Source organism: Paenibacillus sp. FSL R5-0810 (assembly GCF_038002285.1).
GTDB lineage: Bacteria > Bacillota > Bacilli > Paenibacillales > Paenibacillaceae > Paenibacillus_AQ > Paenibacillus_AQ lactis.
Window position 1 is genome coordinate 5,340,120 of sequence record NZ_JBBOCF010000001.1, and the last position, 17,303, is coordinate 5,357,422.

Genomic DNA, 17,303 nt, shown 5'->3' on the forward strand with positions numbered 1-17,303 from the left:
CTAACTAACTCTTTCTGCAGGTATATTATCATAATGATCCTGGATTTGGAAGATGCATATCGAGGTTATTACGTTCAAAGGCTGAAGATCAGCGCAAAAAAAAGCCAGGCAAGCCTCTGCTTGCCTGACCATACGCTCCGTATATAGTATCGTCTACAATCGGAGCTTTACATCGTTTGTTTCCCTGATTTCTTCTCTAGCCGGCGATGCTCCGGAATGACGAAGGACACGGACGTGCCTTCACCCGGGCGGCTGATGATGGTCAATCCTTGACCATACATTTGAATCAGCCGGCGATTCGTGTTCGGTATGCCGATCCCCCGCAGTGCCTGCCCGGCAGGGCTCAACAGCTCGGCTACCTGATCCGCCTCCATCCCGCGGCCATTGTCGATCACTTCAATCAGCACCCCTTCGGTTTGGCGCGTGATCCGAATCCGGACCATTCCGCCCTGATGCCGACGAAGAACTCCGTGCTTGACGGCGTTTTCCACCAGCGGCTGAATCGACAGCGGCGGAAGGCGCAGCTGAATCCCCGGGTCGACCTCCCATACGGCGGCCAACCGCTCGCGGAACCGTTCCTGCTCAATATACAGATAGGCTTTGACAAGCTCGAGCTCGTACGTGATATCCACCAGCTCGCCCGTGTTCAGAAAATCAAAGCTGATCCGCAAGAACGAAGCGAATGCGCCCGCCAGATGCTGCATCTTCTTGGTGTCGATCTCGCTCAGCGCCATGATGGAATTCAGCGTATTGAACAGGAAATGAGGCTGAATCTGTGCCTGAAGATAGGCGGCCTCGATCCGCAAGCGCTCGCGAACCGACTGCCGGAGCATGATCAACGCCCGGATTCGGTATTTTAACTCCGTTGCATCGACAGGCTTGGTCATATAATCGTTGGCGCCCGAAGCGAATCCCGTATAGATATCTTCAGGCTGACTACGGGCGGTAAGCAGCAGAATCGGCAGCTCAGCTACCGAGTAATGCTCCCGGACGCGCTGCGTCAATTCATAGCCGGACATTTGAGGCATCATCACATCCGCGATGAGCAGATCCCATGTCCGCATTCCCAGAAGCTCCAACACTTCCAGCCCTGAACCGGCTGTAGTAATGTGGTACGGCTCTGAGGAAAGGATGCCCAGCAGCACCTTCAGGTTAACCGGGTCATCATCGACGACCAGAATGCTGGCCTTGCCGTCGTTACCCAGCGACGGATCGACGGGAGGCGGCAGCGGCTCGTGGATGCCTCTGTCGGCTGACGGGAGGGAGGCGGGTTCAGCTCCGCTTGTCTCCGTTGCCTCGGATGCCTCGTGTCCCGTAGACGCCGCCATTTCCCCGGACGGCTTGGAAAGCCTCGCCTCGCTTGCCCCTGCCTCCGCCAGCGGCAGGTTGAACGAGAAGACGGAGCCGGCACCCGGCTCGGAGCTGACGGATATCGCGCCGCCATGCAGCTCGACCAGCTGCTTGCATATGCTGAGGCCGAGTCCAAACCCCCGGCCGTCATGGACGCCGTGGGAGCCCTGCTCATAAGGAAGAAAGATGCGCTCCAGCGCTTCCGTGCTCATGCCGATTCCGGTATCGGATACCTGGATCTCGGCTTGGCCGTTCCGAACCGAGGCGGAGACCGTTACGCTTCCCTGCTCTGTATATTTGAGCGCATTATGAACCAAGTTGTACAGAATTTGCACAAGCCGCTTCTCATCGGCCATAACCGGAGGCATCGAGTCCGCAATCTCCATTCGGAGCCGGATCGGCTTGCCCTCCACCATGAATTGAAGCATGGCGATTACCCCGGGAACGACCGATTGAATGCGCAAGGGCTCGGGAGTAAGCGTAATGTGGTGGTCCTTCAGCCTGGTGATATCGAGCAGGTCTTCAAGCAAATGGGACATGCGGCGGCTGATCGTAATGAGCAGCTTCATGTCTTCGATGCTGCCCTTGTTCATGTTCTTCCGTTCTTTGGAGACAACGGATTGGGCGATATTCATAATGCCGTGCAGCGGGGTTCGAAGCTCATGCGACGTGTTGGCCAGAAATTCGTCCTTAAGCTTATCGGCCTTCTGCAGCTGGATGTTCAGCTTGGCGTTCTCCTTGGCGTTGCGGATATATTTTTTGAACCAGTATGTCGAGAATCCGATAATTGCAGCAATGATATCGACCGGGTAATAGACGGTGGTAATCTCCTTGGCAGACTCCGCCAGGGTCCACAGCTGATTGGTGATCATGCCGGCTGCCGTGAGCAGCAGGAATACGATGTCCTGATCGGTTTGCCGCCGGAAGATCATCGTTCCCACCAAATGGACAAGCCCCGCAAGCGGAATCAGATAGAAGAACGCGAACAGCTTAAACTCCATGACGCTGTGGACCCAAGATGCCGGAGAAACGACCAGGAAGCCGGTGAACAGGATAAGCCCCACCGTAAATGCCCGCAGCCAGGTTCGTCCGGAGACAGGCGAAAGGAATCGCCGGAACAAGAGCAGCATCAGCAGGTTCTGCCACAGCAAGGCGATCAGACGGACCTTAATCCCTCCCGCGTAATCGATCGGCAGCCACAGCAGAAGGATATAATCGTTTCCGGCCAGGATTGCGATGCCCGCCGTCAGGGTCAGCAGCCCGGTCATCAGCAGTGCCGGTTCCTGCCGATTGAATGCAAACAGAATGCCGGCATAAAGGCCGTGCAGCAGCAGGACCATAAAGGTCACCAGCTGGAATCCGATCGAATACCAGCGCACATAATCGATGGACGCTGCCGACCCGAAGCGGATCGAGCGGACGATGCCGCCGTTATGCGGCTCGTCGAAATTGGCGACCTGGATGAGCAGATCGATTTCAGTCGCGCCTTCCTCGGAATAGGTGGCCGTGTACGAAGCAATCCTTGCAATATAGTTGTTCTTGTCCGCAGCCAGCTTGCCGATTTCCGGCTCCGCCAGACCGTTCATTTCCACGCGGGAGACCGTCTCGATTCCTTTAATCCAGATGGCGACAGGCTCCTCCAGCGGGTCGGTCAGGATGCGAAGCCGGTATGTCCCGTATCCGTAGGACGGTCCGTTCCCGTCTTCATGAAGCGCGCTGCTCCAGTCCCCGGGAACCTGAACGCTGCGAAACGGCGTCTCCTCCACATCCGCCCGGGATCGAAACTGAAACGGATAGAATTGCCATTCACCGTCCAAATAGAATGGGGAGGACGAATTTAAATCCACCCCGCGGAGATCGAGCACGCCGTTAACGGCGCGAGGATCGTGCGAGGTGGAGAACATTTCGGACCAAGCCCATCGCAGGCCGAATAAGAAGGCAAGAAATATGATGATGATCGCAGAATATTTGAGAGCTGTTTCATTCCATTTTCGCATAATACGATAGATTTCGACATATCAGGCAAGGAATCCTCTTCCCTGCTGCAAGGATCTTTGCTGAGCTGGCACCACGATCGTCTGACATTCAATCTTTACGCGGCCCGGCAATTGAACTATTCGTTCAAATGCTCGGATAAGAGCTGTACGAGCCCGTCCTCCGCATCCTGCGCATACTGCCATAACATTGCGCCTCCGAGATTCTTGCTCTTAATGTAGCGGATCTTCTCTTTCACGGCTTCCGGATCCTCGTAGCTGATGAACGTATCCCCATTGTAGAGGTAAGCGGCTTTGGCTTTGCTGTCGAAATAGCGTTTGTAGCCGTTTTTGTTCAGATAGGACCGCTTGATCTGCTTATAGCTCAAATCCGTCTTATCGATGTCGATCGGCTTGCCGGATGCAAAGAGGCCGCCCGGGCTCCCCTTCTTATCCTTCACATCCCTCCAGCCGTAGGAATACGCGGGGATGCCGAGCAGCAGCTTCCGGCTGTCGATGCCGTGATCGAGATACATGGAGACGATGCCGTCGACGCTGTGCTCGGACTTGCCTTGGCTGTCTACGTACAGATTGGCATTAAAGCCGGTCGTATCCGACCATTTGCCGGTGAGATCGTAGGTCATGACGTTGATGTAGTCGACGTATCTCTCGACCTTCTTCACCTCGACGTTGCGAAAATACCAATCCTGCGTCCCTGAGGCGAAGGTCAGCAGGTACTTCTTGTTCTTATGCGGAAGCCGGTACAGCTTCTCCCGCAGCTCCTTCATCAGGCTGGTAAAATTCTTCGTATCCTCGGGCCGGGCCTTCTGCGTATTCCAGGCATCGAAAGCCGGATACTCCCAGTCGATATCGACCCCGTCCAGCTCCAGCTCCTTGACCATGTTGACAATGCTCTCCGTGAACAAGTAACGGTTGCCGTCCAGCGAAGCATCGGAGAAGCCGTCCGCGCCGTAGCCTCCTATCGCCAGCACCATCTTCGTATGCGGATGATGCCGTTTTAGCTGCTTGATGTTTTCTTTGATCTGGCTGTCGGTTTGGCTGTCCTCGTGAAAATACAGATCGGTGCCTTTGATTTTGGCGAATGCGATAAAGGCGATGTCGACCCCCCGCTCCGACAGATTCAATGTTCGGTAATCCTGCCATGCCTCCACGTATACGGCCGTAATTCTGCGATCCTCCTTCGCGGATATCCGGTAGAAATAAAAACTCATGCCGGCAAGCAGCACAACAATAAATATTTTCGTATAGATACTGACTCTCATCTCACGTCACCCCCGACCGCCAAACAGGATATAGGTTGCCGTCTTGCTCAGGTTCAGCACCTTGACGGTGACGTAGCTGATGGCGAAGATGATGCCGATATTGATCAGAAGACGGAGGGCCGCCTCCGCCAGCGTGGCATCGACCTCGGTTCTGCCGGAGAGCATCATTTCCACCAGCAGATGAATGAGGTAGATACTGAAGCTGGCTTTGGAGATCGAGCCGATCAATTTCTGAACCTTGTGGTTCACGCTTTCGCTGAGACGGGGCTCTTTCTCCTTGAAGAAAATAAACAGGCCGACGGACATGAAGAACACGGTGATGGAGTAGTTGCCATAGAACATCTCGTCCAGCACGCCGCTGTGCATAGACGCAAAGTAGGTGGCTACCGGCGTAAGGAAGAAGGAGACGATGCCGAGGTTGTACAACAGATTCTTTGCCCTCCCCGGCAGATCGTAATGGAATAGATAATGTCCCAGGATAAAATAGCCCAGAAATCCCATGAAGAACGGAATGTTCATGATCGGGATATTGATGTATTGCTCGGTTGCACGGAATACGGCATCCGATATGAAGCGGTACGCGATGCTGACGATGAACCATAAGAGCAGATAATACCGTAAATCCCGCTCGCTGCATGATCGGATAAATTTGCTGATGAGCGGCACGGTCATGTAAATGGCGATAATGGCATACAGGAACCACAGATGCACATAGTTCCGGTCGGTGAGCAGCCGGAAGCCGAAGTCGATCACAAATTCGTAGGCGTTCATGCTGCTTCGAATAATATAGTACTGATTATACAAGCCGTAGATGAGCGACCAGGTGAGGAGGGGAATGAGCAGCGGGATAACCCGTTTGGCGTAAAATTCCCGGTAGGACCTGATGTTCGTCCGCAGCATCATCGCCCCGCTGATCATGAAGAAGACAGGCACGGCGAAGCGGGAGATGGAATTGAACCCGTTGCTGATCCACCATGCGGAGCTGTTGAAATCATTCGTGCTCGTCAGCACCTCCGCCGTATAATGCAGCACGATGACGGCAACGATGGATAGGATTCTGAGCATATCCACGTATATAATTCGGTTATTTCGTATCATGCTTTATGGCAGCCTCCCTTGATATTAGTTCGAGCCTGCGGCAATGTTCTGGCTAATGGCGACAGCGCCCTTGCGCTCGACGAAGCCCCAGCCTTCATCATTGTCGAAGTACTTAAACGTCCCGGCAATATTGATGTAGAGCAGCAAATTCCGGTATGTGACGAGCTCCCACTGGCTGAACAGGAACATGGCCACATAGTCGGCCACGCGGTAGGTGCTGCCGTATTTGCGGCATAGGTGCAGCGAAATGATGATCTGCGCCGCATTGAACAGCAGACTGATGAGCAGGAAGATGAACGCATGCAGCACATTGCCGCCCAGCATCAGTGCCTGTCCCAGGTAAAAAAGCGTGGTGAATGCGGAGAACGTGCCCAGCATAAACCCGTCGATGGCAAAGAAGAGGCTGACGCCAACGCTAAACTTGCTGGACAGCCTGGACCAATAGATCAGGATGCAGTCGACGAAGGCCTTTTGCCAGCGGATGCGCTGCTTGTAGAAGTTGCGCAGGTTCTCGGGGCATTCGGTGTAGCAGACAGCCTCCGGCGCATACACGAGCTTTTTCTTAAGGCCGTTAGCCTTAATGTACTCATGGATTTTCAGGGTAATGTCGATATCCTCGCCTACGGTGCTGCGGAAGCCGTCCACCTGCACGAGCACTGCTTTATGGAATGCGCCGAATGCGCCGGAGATGACCACGATGGAATTAAAGAACGATTGCGTAAGCTTGCGCACATAGAAGCCATGCGTATAATTGATGATCTGGCTTTTGATCAAGCTCTTTCCGCGAAACCTCTCGATAATGGCGCCGTTTTGATCCCGCTTGGCTCCCTGAACGATCTTGACCGTGCCGCCGAGCGCAATGACCTTGTCGTCATGGAAATATTGATTTACATACCGAAGCGAGTCTGCCTCCAGCATGCTATCCGCATCCAGCGTAATGACGATATCCGAAGCGGCATAATCGATGCCGGCATTCAGCGAATCCGCCTTGCCGCCGTTGAGCTTATCGATCACAAACATGTTCGGGTACCTTTTCGAGCGGTAAAAGCCCTTCACCGTCTTGTAGGATAGCTTCTGATCGGGTCTCCTTAAATCGGTTTGTAACTCCAGCAGCTCATGAAGCACGGAGAGGGTGCCGTCCTTGGAGCCGTCGTTGATAATCAGGATCTCATAGCGGCTGTAGTTCAAACCGGCCATAGCATCCATGCAGTTTCGGATCGTCAGCTCTTCGTTGTAAGCCGGAACGAGCACCGAGATCGAATGCTCAGGCAGATCCGGATCGAGTCGCTTCACCTTGCTGCACCATAACGGAATGATCGTGTACAAGGTCTGGAACACCAGAAATATCCCGGCAATGCCGTAGAAAAAGTACTGCAAACGTCTCTCTCCTTTCTCTATATCTCGATTGAATGGAACGGGTAAGCCTGCTGCTGATCGGGTCCTGCGCAATCTGCAGGTGGCTTTTCGGAATGGACCTTGGGTGAATTCTTGGATGGCGAGCTGGACGTCAAGGGATAAAAATGGATAGCAGAGGGATAAAATAATCCATTTACATCCTTTAATTACATATAAAGACAAATGACATCTTATGTAATAAACTATCCTAGTTCACGAGCCGATGTAAAATCCTGTTAAGGACCAAGAAAACGAATACATGGTATTTTTTCATGGACTGTCTTCGTCTTGGTTCTCATTTCGAGTTTTTAGGCAACTAAAGCGATTCAGCAAGATCGCACCAGGGGGCAGGAGCTTGGAGCTTCATATCTCTGAAGAGGCATTCGCCAGATTATCGGCATCCGCCGATGGTCTTTGGCTGTTTACTGTTTGAGTCCCGGGCTGTCCGGGTACTGGTACTACGAGTGCATCAATCGTGCAGAAAGGAGCGGATGACAGTGGAGGCTCAGGTCAGATCATTCTTCGTGAGGGACGATGGAGAAGTTCCGAATCATCCGGATTTGCCGGTGATCGTGTACGAGGGCGTATTTGCGGATCACCCGGCCGGCATAGAGGCAGCCTTTAACCGCCATCAATGGACAGGCAGCTGGACCGGAGGTGTGTACGATTACCACCATTACCACAGCAATACGCATGAAGTGCTGGGCGTGCAATCCGGCAGCGCGACGGTTCTGATCGGCGGTGATGCCGGGGAGCGGCTGACCCTCGCCACAGGCGACGTGATCGTGCTGCCGGCCGGAACGGCGCATATGCTGCTGGACGCCAGTCCGGATTTTGCGGTGGTGGGCGCCTATCCCGGCGGAATCACGCCTAATCTGCGGGAGCGGAATCCGACCGATCGGGCGCAGGCCATATCGGAGATCCGGAGCGTGCCGGTTCCGTCTATGGACCCGGTCTACGGCGAGGAAGGGCCGCTGCTGCATAAATGGGTGAAGTAGCGGGTTTCGCTGATGAAATGGACGAAAGAGGCTCGGTCATCTGTTGCAGACAGACGGCCAGCCTCTTTTTCATGAGGGGATATAGGCGGTGATTATTGAAAAAGCAGGGTAACGGACAGCACGAGCATCAGCATTGCATTGACGGCCATGATTGGTTTATGCTTGGCTCGATAAAGATGGGCGTGAACGGCTCCGATCATCAGCACGGCAAACAGGGCGGCGGCATAAATGCTGTTTCCCGGGATCCAAAAGGACGTAATCATCAGCGCAGCGCCCACAGCTTCCAAGCCGGCGATCGCATACATTCCCCAGAAAGGATAGCGGTATTCGGTCCAGTGCTTCACCATCGACCGGGTACGCAGAAACTTCAGGGAAGCGGAAATGACGAAGATGACGATTAATATGCCTTGGAACAGAACGGTCCATATCGGCTCCATGGGAAAATCACTCCTTGTTATGAGGTGCGGCTTTTACAGCCTTCAAGGCATAGTTTATCCGGGACAGGACGCTGAGGGATGTAGTCTGGAATACATAGGAAAAGGATGATGTCAGATGGAGATGATTACGTATCTATCGAGAGTGGACTTGTTTAAGGGGCTTAGCGAGGATGAGCTGCAGCAGTTGAACCATATAACGCCTCTTGAAGCCCGGCCCAAGGGAACCGTGATCGCTTCGCCTTACATGGAGCACAAGGTGCTATATATCATCAAATCAGGCACCGTTCGTTTGTATAAAATTACGGAGGAAGGGAAGGAGCTGACGCTTGATATTTTAGGGACAGGCCATCTATTCGGAGAGATCACCTCATTTCGTACAGGGGTCCCGCTGTTTGCGGTCACGATGGAGGACTCCGTCATATGCGAGATGGATAGCGAGCAGTTTCGCAAGGTCATCACCGAGAAGCCCGAGCTGGCCTTAAAGTACATCGAGATCGTCACCGCCAGACTGCAGGAAACCGAGGACATGCTTGAGTACATGGCTTACGGAAGTGTGCGTAAAAGACTGCTCTTCCTATTCAATAAGCTTGTGACGAAATTTAATTCAGGTCCAAGAAGCGATGGGGAATGGATTCCGTTACCGGTTGAAATGACCCACCAGGAGCTGGCCAGCATGACGGGCAGCATTCGGGAGACCGTAACGCCCATCCTGAATCAGCTTGTGGACGAGGGAATCCTTCGAAAAGAAGGAAACCGTAAACCGTATTGGATCCATAGGAGCCGGCTGCAGGCTGCACTATCAGAGCCTAAGTGACAGGCAACGAGCGATAAGCTCCACGGCCGTTTCAGCTTCATTGTTGGGCGGGCTTCTCTGAACGCATACATGACTGGCACCCGGCTCCTGATGCGGGTAAGTTGAGGCAGGAACTCTATATAGCCGAGCATAATAGGCAGGACAAAAACAGCCTCATAAGGGAGAATCACTGGGATTATATGTTACAATGGCAGGATGGAGCGTTTGATATGGGCCGACTTCCCCATAACGCATATGGAAGAAAGCAGGTGTAACCCCGTGGACATTCTTCTATTTATGGTCATCATATTCGTGGCATCCATCCTCCAGACAAGCACCGGCTTCGGGTTCTCCATTCTCGCAACGCCGTTTCTCTTGCTGTTGTTCGAGCCGGCGGAGGCGATCCAGATCAATTTGATCCTGTCGCTGATCATATCCGCCGCCTTAATCTTTAGAATTCGGAAGGACATTGACTTTGGCATCCTCAAAAGGCTGGTGATCGGAAGCGTGATCGGTCTGCCGATCGGCATAGCCGTCTTCTCGTGGATCGATATCGGCCGGCTGAAGCTCGGCGTGAGCCTGATCATCCTTCTGCTTACCGTCATGCTGATGCTGCGGTTCCGGATCCGGCAGCGCCCGGGCAGAGATTTGGCCGTAGGCGGATTGTCGGGGGCCCTGACCACCAGCATCGGGATGCCGGGGCCGCCGCTGCTGCTGTATTTCTCCGGCACGGATACGCAGAAGGAGCAGCTTAGAGCGACGACGCTTGCTTTCTACATGTTCATCTATACGCTGAGCCTTCTGATTCAAGCGATCGTAGCGGGGTCGACCAAGACGGTCTGGACTTCCAGTGCCATGGCGCTTCCGCTGGTATTCCTGGGGCTGTTCCTCGGACAGCGGCTATTCCGGGTCATTAATCAGCGAGTGTTTCAAATCTTTACGTATGTGATCCTTATCTTTACTGGCGTGTACATGCTGATCGAGAGCTTGTAGAGGAAGCCTGCCATAATAAATGTCCCTTGCGAGGGAGATCTGCTGTAATGAACCATGCCGTATCATCATGAAAAAAAGGGCTGCGCCTGCATGAACATCAATTGCAGGCACAGCCTTTATTTGTCGGGGGTCCACATGCAGGAGTCGATAATGGCTATTGCAGGCTGACGATTTTTAAATTCTGATCCTTCAGGTACGCAATAATGGACGGCAGCGCATCGATGACCGCCTGCGACTCGTGAAGTAGAATGATGGAGCCGGAGGGCTCCGTATGGCGGACATAATGGAGAATCTTGTCTCTATCGCGCGTCAGCCAGTCCTCAGGGTCCTTGTTCCACAGGACGATGCTGCTGCCGTGTGCGCGGCTCGCCTCTTCCGTCATCTCGTTGAATGCCCCGTATGGCGGACGGAAGAGCGTAACCGGCTGCTTCGTAATGGCTTCGATGGATTCAGCGGCGCTCTTGATCTGCGCTTCCTGTTCCTCGTAGGCCAGCAGCGGCATGTTCGCATGGTTCATGGAATGACTGCCGATGGAATAGCCGCTCTCCTGGATGGCCCGAACCGCGGCCGGATGCTTGCCCACATTCTCTCCGACGAAGAAGAAGGTGCCGCCGACTTGATGCTCCTTCAGCACCTTCATGATCTTCGCCGAGTATTTGGACGGTCCGTCATCAAAGGTCAAAGCGACATAGCCCTTCGGCAGGCTGTAGGTGACGGCGTCCTTAAGCTCGAAGGACGGCAGTTCCGTCTGTGGCCTCGTCCCAGTCTGCTGCTTCAGTTCCGTCTGCGGCTTCAGCTCCGCCTGCGGCCTCAGCTTCGGCTCGGAGCTGACCTTTGGCCGAGGCTCTGATTCCAGCTTCTTCGGGGCTGGGTTCGAAGAGGCCTCAGCCATTGCAGCGGTGTGCCGTACGGACTGGAATGCCGGAAGAGCCGTCCCTGCCGTAAAGGCTGAAGCGCCCGGCGACTCCGCTACCGGAAGGGACAGGGCATCGAACGAGCCCAATAACAGGATCGACAGCATGCTGAGGGCCGTGATGGCGACCCGCCTCATCGGCAATCGTTGCCTTTTGTGCTTCTTCTGCTGGTTTCGTCCCGGCTCTTCTTCCTCCTGCAAGGTCTCAGCTTCCCGCTCCGCGTACGTCAGGGACAGAAAAGGCAGCGCATGGATTTCGTCCAGATGCTGAACGCGCTGAACTGCATTAAGATTATGTATAAATGCTTCGGAGCAGACGAAGGGATAACGGATGCTCTGATCGCGGCGGGTTTTGGTGATGTAGCCTATGTACTGCCGACGATTAGCATCCCATACGGTATGCCGGGACAGCCGGTATTTATGAATGCCGTCAAAGTCTACAATCGCCAGCAGGCTCTCTGCAGTCGCATTATCGATGGCCCAGACATATTCGAACGACTCGGCGGCCGATAGCCGGATTCGCATGCCATACTGCCCTTCATGCTGTTCAATGTCTTGCAATTCAATCACTTTTCCGTAAAAGACGGACATGATGGATCTCCTTTCTCTTGCTGCGGATCCGCGGAATTACTCCGGCATCTGCGTCGTTGATGTCTTGGGTGCGAAGGAGAAGCCCATTCTCTCGGTGAAGTCCTGAATCGTCTGCAAGAGCTCCGCTTTTTCGTCGGCGATCTTCCGATATTGCTCGGCATATTTCTGATTCTCGATCTGCAGCTCCCGGATCTTGTCCTCCAGCTCATTAATCTTGAGCATGCTCTGGTACTGGGCATTCGTGGATTCCTCATAAAGCTTCCCGTATTTCGCCGTTTCTGTCTCCAGCTGTCCGGACAGCTTCTCATAAGCCAGGTTGGAGCTAAGCTGGAATTCTTTATAGTCCTCAAGAAGCTGATCGTAGCCCATCTGCTTGTGGGTCAGCGTGTTTTCGAGCTCGCGGATTTCCTTGCTCTTCTCCTGAATCAGCTGATCCTTCTTGATATGCTCTTGCTTCAGCCGCTGGATCGTCTCGTTTGCCGCCGCCAGCTGATCCTCCAGACCGTTGTTTTTATAAGACAGCAATTGTCGCTCCTTGAGCATGTTTTCAATCGATACGATCACGTCCAGCGCGATTTTGTCCTGGTTATCCTTCGATAACAGGGATTTCTGATGATCTGCCGGGGGCTGCGCAGGATGCGCGGGCCCGGATGTTTCCATCACCGATTCGGCCGGGGCCGGGACCGGCGCCGTTTCCGCAGGCTCCTTCTCTGATGGGGCTTGCGGGGCAAGCACGCTTTTAAACCATCCTTTTTTCTCAGTGTCTCTGGCCAAAAAATATCCTCTCCTAATCAACGGTAGTTCGGTGGCACCTCGTCACGGTCTGATCCTTCTGGTCTATATAAATCATCGGCTGGATGGGCCCAAAAACTTTGCCTTGATTTCAATTGGCAGGCAGGCGTTGAGCTTATGGCGCGGGGATGCGGACATGAAAAAAATACCCCCATTGCTGGGGGTATGGCCAAGAAGCAAGCGCGCCTTGCTCCATGTCATTTCTTGATCGTCAGTTCCGGTGCGATGACATCCACCCGGTTGGTCCAAATGCCGCCGCTGTAGTTCTTCGGCAGCCTCTTCAGATCTTCGACCGTATCGAAGCCTTCCGACCATCCGCCGTCTCCGGCGACCAGAATGACCCTCGTATTGATGCGGTCCATGCGGTTCAGGAATTTATCGGGCCAGCCCCACAAATAAGGGGCGTACTTCTCGGGAATATGCAGCTGGGTATTGCGGCAGACCGACGGCATATAGCCGCTCCAGCCGGCACCGATATAAGAGATGAGGCAGCTCTTCAGAGAATCCATCGACATGACCCGAAGCGCAGGGAGCCTCGATTTTAGTTCGCTGATCGGCGCATCGTCGCCATATACCGTGAGCCGGCTTAAGCGGTCTTCCGGCAGCTGGGCGAGATAGGCGGCCAGAAGCTCCCCTTCGCCGGCATCCTGACTTTTGATATGAATCAGAAATTCGCCGTCAGGAAATGCGGCCAGCACCTCCGATAGGGACGGCATGAGCCCGACGCCCTTCCCCCGGAACGGATAGGTGGCTCCCTGATCCGCCGTGTAGCCGTAGCCGATATCGATGCTTTTCAGCTGCTCCATGGTATAATCCTTGACCGAGCCGTGTGCATTCGTCCGGCATTCCAGCGTCCAGTCGTGGAATACGGCGAACTGGCCGTCCTTCGTCGGCTTAATATCCAGCTCCACGATATCCGCGCCGGCATCGAAGGCTGCCTTCATGGATGGTATGGTGTTCTCCAGAAAGGCATGCTCCGGTATGTAAATACGTGAAGCGGTACATGTATCGGATTCAATTCCCTCCATCGGAAAGGTTTGGCCGATCCCCCGATGCGCGAGCAGCAAGGGCTCACCTTCGCGTTCCTTGGTGAATAGCGACGAGTTGTTAACATACAGAAATCCGAGTATGATGAGAATAACCAGAATGACGTTCCTCCAGCTTTTTCGAATACGCATGATTCAATCCCCCAAAATCGTTACTGTTAAGAGCCGAGCGTTTCGGCTTCCTCTATATCTCTAGCTTTGTTCTCTTTATCCATGTTAGTGATTTTGGGCGCATACTCAATGGCTGGAGCATAACAATTGCATAATAGCGATCTGATAAATGAAACAAAGCATGGGCGATATTACGATAATCAGGAGGTAGCATGATGGATAGATCCTCCTACTTGATGGTGGAACGGGGGAACCCGTACGAGCGCGGAGATGTGATCCCTTTGAGGAGATCGATGACGGTGCTTGGGCGCAAGGGCAAGCAGTGGGACCCGGATATCACGTTCGATAATGTGTACGTGTCCCGCAAGCACGCAGCGCTGATCTACAGGGACGGACAATTCAGCATTAAAGATCTGAACAGCAAGCACGGAACCTTCGTCAATCAGCAGCGGCTGGAACCGAATGGAGAGGCTCCGCTGCAGCACGGGGATTCCGTGGCGCTGGCCGGTGATCTGGTCGTGTTAACCTTCTCGGTGCTTCGAATGGATGAGACGATGGATATTACGCCGCTCATGAAACATCTGGCAGCTGCCGAGGATACGGGAGGCATAACGCTCAACCCCTATAAGCAGGAGCTCGTTCATGGGAGAACGGTGATTGCCTTCTCGGAAAAAGAATATAAATGCGTTGAACTGCTGCTCCATCACAAGGAGCAATTCGTATCCAAAGAGCAGCTGAAGCTCCTGGTCTGGCCCGAGCGGGAGGCGGGTCCGGACGACGTGCCGGATGTGAGCGCAGAAGAGATGAATGCCCTCATCTACCGGGTTCGGAAGAAGACGCGCGGACTGCTTGGGATCGAGAGCATCCGGGGCAAAGGCTATATTCTTCACATCCACGCGGATGATGATGCTTGACGGCATGCCGGACAGGCAGTAGATCATCAGTAGAGATAAGCGAACAACAAACAAGCTCTTCCTCTTATTGAGGAACGAGCTTGTTTTTGTTTGTTTTAACTCGGCTTCCTTCCGAAGAACACGGCAAAATCCAAATGCTTATACATGCAGTCCGTCTCCTGAAAGCCCGCCTCCTCCATCCAACGGAGCTGGTCCTCCAATGACGCGTTAATGTCAACCGCCCGCCGCTTGATCGAAGCTTCGATCGCTGCCTCGGATAAGCCGCTGCGGCGAATCGATTCCAGCCAGCGCTGCCGGTAGTATTCATCGGAGCTCGTGTGCCTTCCCCGAACCTGATCGGCGTTCACAAAGATCCCGCCCGGCTCGAGGGCCCCGTACACAGCATGGAACAATCGCTGCTTGGCAGGGTGGGTCAGATGGTGGATCGACAGGGAGGAGATGACGATGTCGTAAGACTCGCGGAATGGATAGTCCGCGTAGTCGCCGGTAATATAGCGGACCTGATCCGCTCCTGCGAATCTTCGGCGGGCGCCTTCGAGCATTTTGTCGCTCAGGTCCATCAGGGTTAAGCGGGCATGCGGGTGCTTATGCAGCACCATGCCGGAGAACAGTCCGGTGCCGGCTCCCAGGTCCAGGATACGCGGCGATGGATGGTCGCTCTCAACGAGAGACAGCGCCATTCCGTAAAAATCGTCAAAACAGGGGATCAGCTGCCGGCGCTCCCGGTCATAGTCACCGGCGACAGCGTCAAACAGGTCTTTTACCGACGGGTCCATAGTTCAAAACTCCTCTCGAAATGATTGGCTGGCTCCATCGTAACCCACCCTTGACTCATTAAGGAAATATATAAATTAAATATAATTTATAGGTATAACCTATATGAGACGGAAATCAACGGGAAAAACGAGAATTTATGAGGATCAAACTGGCCGTGAACTATGAAAGAACTGCCTATCGGGAGATATTTTCAAATAACAAACATGATCCATTTAAAAATTGTCAACAATATTCTTGCCGAAACCGAATTTTCCTTTCGTTGAGTGCGCTTACCAAAATGCCTTAACATAAAGATGTCAGACATGGTTCATGACACAACCGATTTTTTTATATATTTCAAAATAAGGACTGGAGGTATCGCATCATGTCCACTGAGACGAAGGCCAACGCATCCGGCGGAGGCATACGCGTCAAAATTCAACAGCTCGGCCGTCTCCTGAGCGGTATGGTCATGCCGAACATCGGCGCATTTATCGCTTGGGGCTTGATTACGGCCTTATTCATCCCGACCGGCTGGTTCCCGAACGAAACGCTCGGCAAGCTGGTCGGTCCAATGATCAGCTACTTGCTGCCGCTCTTGATCGGTTACACCGGCGGGCAGATGGTCCACGACAAACGGGGGGCCGTCATCGGTGCAGTCGCTACAGTCGGGGTTATTGTCGGATCGGACATTCCGATGTTCCTAGGAGCCATGATCGTCGGACCGCTCGCAGCGTGGGTGCTGAAGCAATTCGACAAACTGATCGACGGCAAGATCAAATCCGGCTTCGAAATGCTGGTCAACAACTTCTCGCTCGGTATTATTGGCGGAGTGCTTGCTCTTATCGCCTATACCGGCATCGGACCGTTGATTCAGGGGGTTACCAAGGCACTGTCCGCGGGCGTCGACGTGCTGGTCAATGCCAATTTGCTGCCGCTGGTCAACATTATTATTGAACCGGCGAAAATCCTGTTCCTCAACAATGCGATCAACCATGGAATATTGAGCCCGATTGCAACCGAGGAATCGGCCCGGATCGGTCAGTCCGTGCTGTATATGCTTGAATCCAATCCCGGCCCGGGCCTCGGCATCCTGCTGGCTTATTGGCTTGTAGGACGCGGATCCGCGAAGGCATCCGCACCGGGCGCAGTCGTTATTCACTTCCTGGGCGGGATTCATGAGATTTATTTCCCGTACATTCTGATGAAGCCGGTCCTGATTCTCGCTGCCATTGCGGGCGGTGTAGTCGGAACGTTCACCTTCCAGCTGTTTGGTGCTGGACTTGTTGGCCCGGCATCGCCGGGAAGCATCTTCGCTTACTTTGCTATGGCGCCTAAAGGCGGGCTGCTGGCCGTCCTGTCCGGTGTCATCACGGCGACGATCGCATCCTTCCTCGTTGCGGCAGTGCTGCTCAAAACGGGTAAGAAGGGTGAAGAGGAGCCGAACCTGGAAGAAGCCTCTGCGAAAATGAAGGCGATGAAGACAGGCGGCATGAATGATCAAGTCGCTCCTGCCGCAGCTGCTGTCGCTAACGCGGATAAGGCGAATATCAACAAAATCGTATTCGCTTGCGACGCAGGCATGGGCTCGAGCGCGATGGGCGCTTCCGTCCTCCGGAAGAAGCTGCAGCAGGCCGGCGTGAACATTACCGTCGTGAACTCGGCGGTCAGCGAAATTCCGGACGATGCGGATATCGTCATCACGCAGAAGACGCTGACGGAACGGGCCATCGCCAAAAATCCGAATGCGGAGCATATCTCGATCGACAACTTCCTGAAGAGCCCGAGATATGATGAGCTTGTGGAACGTCTGAAAGATTAATATTGCAGTAACGATATGACACGCTGGCGCCTATACGC

Annotated in this window: 14 protein-coding genes; 5 read left to right on the plus strand and 9 right to left on the minus strand. The window is 53.8% G+C overall.

Annotation, left to right across the window (positions count from 1 at the left end):
* Positions 1–167: 167 nt before the first annotated feature.
* The 4 genes from MKX76_RS23710 to MKX76_RS23725 all read right to left on the minus strand — a co-directional run bounded on the left by MKX76_RS23710 (position 168) and on the right by MKX76_RS23725 (position 7,081).
* A complete protein-coding gene (locus MKX76_RS23710; protein ID WP_341034718.1) occupies positions 168–3,347 on the minus strand; it encodes a hybrid sensor histidine kinase/response regulator in 3,180 nt (1,059 codons plus the stop codon).
* Positions 3,348–3,463: 116 nt separating this feature from the next.
* Positions 3,464–4,606: a glycoside hydrolase family 18 protein gene (locus MKX76_RS23715; protein WP_007129050.1), complete on the minus strand. Its 1,143-nt coding sequence runs from the start codon at positions 4,604–4,606 to the stop codon at positions 3,464–3,466.
* A gap of 6 nt (positions 4,607–4,612) precedes the next feature.
* A complete protein-coding gene (locus tag MKX76_RS23720; protein WP_251535838.1) occupies positions 4,613–5,704 on the minus strand; it encodes an acyltransferase in 1,092 nt (363 codons plus the stop codon).
* Positions 5,705–5,728: 24 nt separating this feature from the next.
* Positions 5,729–7,081, minus strand: coding sequence for a glycosyltransferase family 2 protein (locus tag MKX76_RS23725; protein WP_007129048.1), 1,353 nt, complete (start codon positions 7,079–7,081; stop codon positions 5,729–5,731).
* Between the two features lie 515 nt (positions 7,082–7,596).
* Here MKX76_RS23725 and MKX76_RS23730 point away from each other — a divergent pair.
* Entirely contained in the window at positions 7,597–8,097 is a 501-nt protein-coding gene (locus MKX76_RS23730; protein ID WP_007129047.1) for a cupin domain-containing protein, read from the plus strand.
* A 92-nt stretch (positions 8,098–8,189) separates the two neighbouring features.
* Here MKX76_RS23730 and MKX76_RS23735 read toward each other — a convergent pair whose 3' ends face one another.
* Complete coding sequence (locus tag MKX76_RS23735) at positions 8,190–8,534, minus strand: DoxX family protein (protein ID WP_007129046.1); 345 nt, start codon at positions 8,532–8,534, stop codon at positions 8,190–8,192.
* A 115-nt stretch (positions 8,535–8,649) separates the two neighbouring features.
* Here MKX76_RS23735 and MKX76_RS23740 point away from each other — a divergent pair, with 115 nt between their 5' ends.
* Positions 8,650–9,348, plus strand: a complete 699-nt coding sequence (locus MKX76_RS23740; protein ID WP_007129045.1) for a Crp/Fnr family transcriptional regulator — start codon at positions 8,650–8,652, stop codon at positions 9,346–9,348.
* 234 nt (positions 9,349–9,582) lie between these two features.
* Positions 9,583–10,320, plus strand: a complete 738-nt coding sequence (locus tag MKX76_RS23745; RefSeq protein ID WP_279615610.1) for a sulfite exporter TauE/SafE family protein — start codon at positions 9,583–9,585, stop codon at positions 10,318–10,320.
* A 154-nt stretch (positions 10,321–10,474) separates the two neighbouring features.
* Here MKX76_RS23745 and MKX76_RS23750 read toward each other — a convergent pair whose 3' ends face one another.
* The 3 genes from MKX76_RS23750 to MKX76_RS23760 all read right to left on the minus strand — a co-directional run bounded on the left by MKX76_RS23750 (position 10,475) and on the right by MKX76_RS23760 (position 13,794).
* Positions 10,475–11,824 carry a polysaccharide deacetylase family protein gene (locus tag MKX76_RS23750; protein ID WP_007129043.1) on the minus strand — a complete coding sequence of 450 codons (1,350 nt, stop codon included), beginning with the start codon at positions 11,822–11,824 and terminating at the stop codon, positions 10,475–10,477.
* Between the two features lie 36 nt (positions 11,825–11,860).
* On the minus strand, positions 11,861–12,598 hold the full coding sequence (locus MKX76_RS23755) for a hypothetical protein (RefSeq protein ID WP_007129042.1): 738 nt from the start codon (positions 12,596–12,598) through the stop codon (positions 11,861–11,863).
* A gap of 215 nt (positions 12,599–12,813) precedes the next feature.
* Positions 12,814–13,794: a glycerophosphodiester phosphodiesterase family protein gene (locus tag MKX76_RS23760; RefSeq protein WP_007129041.1), complete on the minus strand. Its 981-nt coding sequence runs from the start codon at positions 13,792–13,794 to the stop codon at positions 12,814–12,816.
* Between the two features lie 191 nt (positions 13,795–13,985).
* On the opposite strand from MKX76_RS23760, the gene MKX76_RS23765 reads away from it, so the two are divergent.
* Positions 13,986–14,687 (plus strand): FHA domain-containing protein, encoded by a 702-nt coding sequence (locus MKX76_RS23765; protein ID WP_244152672.1) that lies wholly within the window; start codon positions 13,986–13,988, stop codon positions 14,685–14,687.
* A gap of 95 nt (positions 14,688–14,782) precedes the next feature.
* On the opposite strand, the gene MKX76_RS23770 is transcribed toward MKX76_RS23765, so the two are convergent.
* The gene (locus MKX76_RS23770) at positions 14,783–15,463 is read right to left on the minus strand and encodes a class I SAM-dependent methyltransferase (RefSeq protein ID WP_007129039.1); all 681 of its coding nucleotides are present in this window, start codon (positions 15,461–15,463) and stop codon (positions 14,783–14,785) included.
* Positions 15,464–15,828: 365 nt separating this feature from the next.
* Here MKX76_RS23770 and MKX76_RS23775 point away from each other — a divergent pair, with 365 nt between their 5' ends.
* Positions 15,829–17,265, plus strand: a complete 1,437-nt coding sequence (locus tag MKX76_RS23775; protein WP_341034719.1) for a PTS mannitol transporter subunit IICB — start codon at positions 15,829–15,831, stop codon at positions 17,263–17,265.
* Positions 17,266–17,303 lie beyond the last annotated feature (38 nt).